This window comes from Clostridium cadaveris (assembly GCF_020911725.1).
Taxonomy (GTDB): domain Bacteria; phylum Bacillota; class Clostridia; order Clostridiales; family Clostridiaceae; genus Clostridium_X; species Clostridium_X cadaveris.
In genome coordinates, this window is the sequence record NZ_CP076620.1 from 3,265,581 (window position 1) to 3,272,500 (window position 6,920).

The following is a 6,920-nucleotide window of genomic DNA, read 5'->3' on the forward strand; positions in this document are numbered from 1 at the left end:
TTTTAAAATTTTTATAATAAATATAATTTGTCTATTATGGTTAAACTACTTCTGATTATTACTATAAGGAGGTTTCAATATGAAAACTCAAGCCATAAGTTATATTGAAAGCTTAAAGGATGAAATTTTAAATATATCCAAATATCTTTATTCAAATCCAGAGGAAAGTTACAAAGAAGTGAAGGCATGTAGTTACTTAATAAATTTACTTAAATCTCACGGTTTTACAGTTAAAGAAAAGTTTTTAGATATTGATACAAGCTTCTATGCATCAATAGGAAACGGTTATCCAAAAATCTGTTTCATATGTGAATATGATGCTATTCCCAATGAAGGTCATATTACAGGTCATAATGCCATCAGCGCAATCTCTATAGGTGCTGCTTTAGGTATTTCCAAAATAATAGATGATTTTGAAGGTACTATAGTAGTTTTAGGATGTCCAGGCGAATATTTAGGTGGTGCTACTGTTACTATGTGCAGGCAAAATGTTTTTGAGGATATAGATGCCGTCCTCATGGCTCACCCTGATGTAGCAACCAGTGAAAGTGGAACATCCTCAGCAATACTTCCTCTATTGATTAAATACAGTTATGACAGCTCTTTATTGAGTTTTATGAATAAACATAATTATTCACCTTTAGATGCTATGGTGCTCACTTTTAATATAATAAACTCCATAGATAAAAACTTTAAAGATGAAGTCTCTGTAAATGGCATATTGTCTCAAGGTGGCGTATCTCCACTTATTGTTCCTAGTAATTGTGAAGGTAAATTTTACATTAGAGCAAAAACAATGAAGGATGCAGAAAATATAAAAGAGAAAATAAAATTAATATCTTCAACGGTAAGTACGCTTATGAACATGAAATGTGATATTTCAATTTATGAGATGCCTTATGAAAATCTCTTAACTAACAAGACAATGTCTCGTTTATTTGCCCATAATTTAAAAGAACATGGGATAATAGATATAAAACCACCTCGTGATATATATGCCGGAATCAGCTTAGGTGATGTAAGCCATATATGTCCTACAATTCATCCTTATGTATCTATAATAGATGACAGACATATATCTTATGGAACCTCTGACTTTGCTGCACAAACTATAAGTGAGCATGGAAATGAAGTGGTTATTACTGCTGCAAAGGCACTTGCCTTAACGGCTATAGACTTAGTAGAAAATCAAGTTCTATTAACCGAAGCTAAAGCAGAAGTTGCATGTATAAACAAAAAAAATAACTAGGCCGCAGCCTGGTTATTTTTTGATATCTTTTTTAATTTTGCAAGCAATCTCTCGCTTGGATCAAAATATACTTCCTTATAATTGTCTCCATCTTTATATATACAGCATGCTTTATCAAAATGCAATAAAGTGCATAAACATTTTTTACTTGATAGTACACTTATCTTTCTTTTGCATTCTTTTCTTCTTCCTATATACACTATATTTTCTAGCTTGATGTTCTCTATTATTTCTTGGTATTTATTATTCATTCTGTATATTATAAGTTCACCTGCTATAATGGAATACTTATACTTCACATTGCACTTGAAGAATTCTATTCCAATCACAGATATGGTAAAGATTAACAATAGCGGATTTGTTATTCCCCCTATTTTATAATCAAAAATCTTAACATTTTCTATTGTGTTTGATAAATTTATCATTATTGTTATTAAGACGAAACTCCCCACTATAACTGGAGTCATTCTTCTTCCTACAACTTCTTTGTACATAGTATTCATAATTTGCTCCCCCATATACTCCTTTTGCATATATAAGTATTCATTGATACATAGTGATTATACTAGGGCTTTATAATTAAATCTATAGCACCTAGACTTGTTTAATACTCAAATTATCGTGATTTGACCTTAAATACTAATTTATCTCTTTAATGGCTCATGGTAATCTAATTAGCTTGTCCATGCTCTGTTTTTCATTAATATTTTGTTAACAGAAAAGACATAGGATAATAATATACTCATTATATATTTCATCTATCCTTCAATCAACTGTTTTTTTCTAGTAAAACTGTTATATCCAAAATTAATTGGATAGTATATAATATAATAAGACTTTCAAAGGAGGTAGTAAAGTTGATTTCAATTTATAAAAGTAAAAGTGAAGTTGATAATACTCTAGAGAATTTAGATAATATTGAACCTGGATGTTGGATAAATGTTACGGCTCCTTCTGACGAAGAAATAATTCTTCTTTCTAAAAAAACTGGAGTATCAATGGAATTTTTAAGATCCCCATTAGATGATGAAGAAACATCTCGTATAGAACAAGATGGATCTAATGTGCTTGTTATTGTAGATATCCCTTTTACAGAAATGGAAGATAACTCTTTAACTTATGATACATATCCATTAGCAATAATTCATACCGAAAAAAATATAATTACAGTATGCCTAAAAAACAGTAAAATTATTACTGATTTTATAGATGGGAAAATTCGTTCCTTTTATACATTTAAACGTTCTAGATTCATACTACAGATTCTAAGCAGAGTTGCTACTTATTATTTGCTATACCTAAGACAAATAGACAAGAAGAGCTTAATGATAGAAAAGAAACTTCACAAATCTATGAAAAATAAAGAATTAATTCAAATGCTTTCTTTAGAAAAATCTCTTGTTTATTTCTCAACGTCCCTGAAATCCAATGAGATTACTCTTGAGAAGATGCTTAAAATGGATTTAATGCAAAGATATCCTGAGGACAATGATGTACTAGAAGATGTTATAATTGAAAATAAACAGGCTATTGAAATGGCTAATATATATAGTGATATACTTTCAGGAACTATGGACGCTTTTGCATCTGTAATTGCTAATAACTTAAATATCGTAATGAAAGTTCTTGCTTCAGTAACAATAGTTATGTCTATACCAAACATGGTATCCGGCTTGTTTGGTATGAATGTGAGCGGTATACCGTTATCTGGAACTGGAAATGGCTTTGCGATTATTCTTGGTGGGATAACTATACTTTGTATACTTGTAACTATATTCCTAAATAAAATGGATATGTTTTAATTTAAATTTACAAAAGAGTACTAATCTAATGATTACTACTCTTTTTTTGTTAAATTAAATTTAAAAAGGAGGTCATTTATGTTAGCTAAAAAATTAAAATTTGGTGATACAATAGGCGTAATTTGTCCAGCAAGTGGCGATGAAAAGGAAAAAATAACTTCTAAAATAGAACTTTTAAAATCTTTAGGTTTTAATGTAAAAATTGGTGAACATGTATATGATAAATATGGATATCTAGCAGGTAAAGATATAAATAGAGCATTTGATATCAATTCAGCCTTTCAAGATCCTTCCATCGATGCAATCATGTGCTATAGAGGTGGATATGGAACTATGAGAATGCTACCTTATGTAAATTTTAATCTTTTAAAAAGTAATCCAAAAATTTTTATAGGATATAGTGATATAACTACTCTTTTAAACCATGTATACAGAAAAAATAACCTTATTACCTTTCATGGTCCTATGGCTAATAGTGAATTAAAAGATGATACTTTAAAGAGTCTTTTAGATACTCTCATGAATGGTGATAAACCTTTTTCTATAAAAAATCCTGATAATACTCAATTAAAGTCTTATGGTTCAAAATCTGTATCTGGTATTATCGTAGGAGGTAATCTTTCTCTTATATGTGCTACCATAGGTACCCCTTACGAAATTAACTTTAAGGATAAAATTCTGTTTATTGAAGAAATAAGTGAGGAGCCTTATTCTATAGATAGAATGTTATGCCAATTGACCTTATCTAACAAACTACAGCAATGTGCTGGTTTCATTTTGGGTCAATTTAAAGATTGCTCTAATGGTAAAGAGCTTTCATTAGAATGTGTATTAGAGCATTATATATTTTCTTTAAATAAACCTGTAATATATAACTTTATGTGTGGACACAATACCCCTAACCTTACTCTGCCTATAGGTGCTAAAGCAACTTTAGACATAAGTGGACATGTAATTGAAATATTGGAACCTATAGTAAAATAAAAAAGAGTTAGTAGAAATTCTACTAACTCTTTTTATGGAGGCGCCACCCGGATTTGAACCGGGGATGAGGGTGTTGCAGACCCGTACCTTACCACTTGGCTATAGCGCCACACTTTGGTGGCTGGACCAGGAATCGAACCAGGGACACGAGGATTTTCAGTCCTCTGCTCTACCGACTGAGCTATCCAGCCATATGACCTGGCGACCACCTACTCTCCCACAGAGCCTCCCCTGCAGTACCATCAGCCGTAATTTGCTTGACCTTCGTGTTCGGAATGGGAACGGGTATTACCAAATTACGCATCATCACCAGATGCTTAGTTTTTCCTAAATCTTCGATTTAGCTGAAAAACTGTACTCCTCACTTCAGTGAGTAAGTTTCCTTTGAAAGAACTTAATTATTCTTTCAAAATTGCACACAGATTTTCTTTTCTATCTTTGTATCTTTGATTAAGTCCTCGACCTATTAGTATGAGTCAGCTGAATACATTGCTGCACTTACACCTCTCACCTATCTACCTTGTGTTCTTCAAGAGGTCTTACTAACTTACGTTATGGGAAATCTCATCTTGAGGGGGGCTTCACGCTTAGATGCTTTCAGCGTTTATCCCTTCCCGACTTAGCTACCCAGCTATGCTCCTGGCGGAACAACTGGTGCACCAGAGGTCAGTCCATCCCGGTCCTCTCGTACTAAGGACAGCTCCTCTCAAATTTCCTACGCCCGCGACGGATAGGGACCGAACTGTCTCACGACGTTCTGAACCCAGCTCGCGTGCCGCTTTAATGGGCGAACAGCCCAACCCTTGGGACCTACTTCAGCCCCAGGATGCGACGAGCCGACATCGAGGTGCCAAACCTCCCCGTCGATGTGGACTCTTGGGGGAGATCAGCCTGTTATCCCCGAGGTAGCTTTTATCCGTTGAGCGATGGCCCTCCCACGAGGTACCACCGGATCACTAAGCCCGACTTTCGTCCCTGCTCGACTTGTTGGTCTCGCAGTCAGGCTCCCTTCTGCCTTTGCACTCTTCGAAGGATTTCCGACCCTTCTGAGGGAACCTTTGGGCGCCTCCGTTACTTTTTTGGAGGCGACCGCCCCAGTCAAACTGCCCACCTAACAATGTCCCGTCACCAGCTTCATGGTGCCCGGTTAGAATCCCAGTACTGTCAGGGTGGTATCCCAAGGGTGGCTCCATAGGACCTGACGATCCTATTTCTCAGCCTCCCACCTATCCTGTACAGACAATACCGGAACTCAATGCTAAATTGCAGTAAAGCTCTACGGGGTCTTTCCGTCCAATCGCGGGTAGCCAGCATCTTCACTGGCACTACAATTTCGCCGGATTTGCAGTTGAGACAGTGCCCAAGTCATTACGCCATTCGTGCGGGTCAGAACTTACCTGACAAGGAATTTCGCTACCTTAGGACCGTTATAGTTACGGCCGCCGTTTACTGGGGCTTAAGTTCACACCTTCGCCTAAACTAAGTGTTCCCCTTAACCTTCCAGCACCGGGCAGGCGTCAGCCCCTATACATCAGCTTTCGCTTTAGCAGAGACCTGTGTTTTTGCTAAACAGTTGCTTGGGCCTATTCTCTGCGACCATATTTCTATGGCACTCCTTCTCCCGAAGTTACGGAGTCAATTTGCCGAGTTCCTTAACTGCAATTCTTCCGATGGCCTTAGGATTCTCTCCTCACCTACCTGTGTCGGTTTGCGGTACGGGCACTACTTTGCTCCCTAGAGGCTTTTCTTGGCAGCGTGGAATCAGATACTTCGGTGCTTGCACCTTCCCCATCACACCTCAACATTATAAAGACGGATTTGCCTATCTTTACTGTCTAAGTGCTTAGACTAACATCCATTAGTTAGCACATCTTATCCTCCTGCGTCACCCCATTGGTCATACGCTTATAGTGGTATCGGAATATCAACCGATTGTCCATCACCTACGCCTTTCGGCCTTGGCTTAGGTCCCGACTAACCCTGAGCGGACGAGCCTTCCTCAGGAAACCTTAGGTTTTCGGCCAGTGAGATTCTCACTCACTTCTCGCTACTTATGCCAGCATTCTCACTCCTATGTCGTCCACTGCTCCTTTCGGTACAACTTCTTCCAACATAGGACGCTCCCCTACCGCGTACATCTAGTGTACACCCATAGCTTCGGTGGTAGATTTTAGCCCCGGACATCTTCGGCGCAGGATCTCTTGACTAGTGAGCTATTACGCACTCTTTAAATGAGTGGCTGCTTCTAAGCCAACATCCTAGTTGTCTTAGAAATCCCACATCCTTTTCCACTTAATCTACACTTTGGGACCTTAGCTGATGGTCTGGGCTGTTTCCCTTTTGACCACGGATCTTATCATTCGTAGTCTGACTGCCGAGATTCAAGTTAGTGGCATTCGGAGTTTGATAAGGTTCAGTAAGCTCTATGCCCCCTAGCCCATTCAGTGCTCTACCTCCACTACTCATTCTCAACGCTAGCCCTAAAGCTATTTCGGGGAGAACCAGCTATCTCCAAGTTCGATTGGAATTTCTCCGCTATCCACAGTTCATCCCATGGTTTTTCAACACCAACGTGGTTCGGTCCTCCACGAAGTTTTACCTTCGCTTCAACCTGACCATGGATAGGTCACCTGGTTTCGGGTCTACAGCATGCAACTTTTCGCCCTGTTAAGACTCGGTTTCCCTTCGGCTCCGGACCTTAAGTCCTTAACCTCGCTACATACCGTAACTCGCTGGCTCGTTCTACAAAAAGCACGTCATCACACATATAAAGTGCTCTGACCGGTTGTAGGCACACGGTTTCAGGTTCTATTTCACTCCCCTCCCGGGGTTCTTTTCACCTTTCCCTCACGGTACTGCTTCACTATCGGTCATCAGGTAGTATT

At 38.0% G+C, this 6,920-nt stretch carries 4 protein-coding genes, 2 tRNA genes and 2 rRNA genes (1 of these 8 only partly in view); 3 read left to right on the forward strand and 5 right to left on the reverse strand.

The genetic code is table 11. The features are described from left to right. Positions 1 to 79: 79 nt before the first annotated feature. On the forward strand, positions 80 to 1,249 hold the full coding sequence (locus tag KQH81_RS15805; protein ID WP_074846598.1) for a zinc-binding metallopeptidase family protein: 1,170 nt from the start codon (positions 80 to 82) through the stop codon (positions 1,247 to 1,249). On the opposite strand, the gene KQH81_RS15810 is transcribed toward KQH81_RS15805, so the two are convergent. Continuing rightward, a complete protein-coding gene (locus KQH81_RS15810; protein WP_027639754.1) occupies positions 1,246 to 1,752 on the reverse strand; it encodes a hypothetical protein in 507 nt (168 codons plus the stop codon). The genes KQH81_RS15805 and KQH81_RS15810 overlap by 4 nt on opposite strands. Before the next feature lie 354 nt (positions 1,753 to 2,106). Here KQH81_RS15810 and KQH81_RS15815 point away from each other — a divergent pair, with 354 nt between their 5' ends. Next, entirely contained in the window at positions 2,107 to 3,051 is a 945-nt protein-coding gene (locus KQH81_RS15815; protein WP_027639755.1) for a magnesium transporter CorA family protein, read from the forward strand. Between the two features lie 78 nt (positions 3,052 to 3,129). After that, the gene (locus tag KQH81_RS15820; protein WP_230028485.1) at positions 3,130 to 4,035 is read left to right on the forward strand and encodes a S66 peptidase family protein; all 906 of its coding nucleotides are present in this window, start codon (positions 3,130 to 3,132) and stop codon (positions 4,033 to 4,035) included. 35 nt (positions 4,036 to 4,070) lie between these two features. Here KQH81_RS15820 and KQH81_RS15825 read toward each other — a convergent pair. From KQH81_RS15825 to KQH81_RS15840, 4 genes are all read right to left on the reverse strand, one after another. Further along, positions 4,071 to 4,144, reverse strand: a tRNA-Cys gene (locus KQH81_RS15825). A 6-nt stretch (positions 4,145 to 4,150) separates the two neighbouring features. Continuing rightward, positions 4,151 to 4,226, reverse strand: a tRNA-Phe gene (locus KQH81_RS15830). Between the two features lie 5 nt (positions 4,227 to 4,231). After that, a 5S ribosomal RNA gene (rrf, locus tag KQH81_RS15835) occupies positions 4,232 to 4,349 on the reverse strand. A gap of 132 nt (positions 4,350 to 4,481) precedes the next feature. Beyond that, positions 4,482 to 6,920: ribosomal RNA gene (locus KQH81_RS15840) — 23S ribosomal RNA — on the reverse strand (it continues 465 nt past the right edge of the window).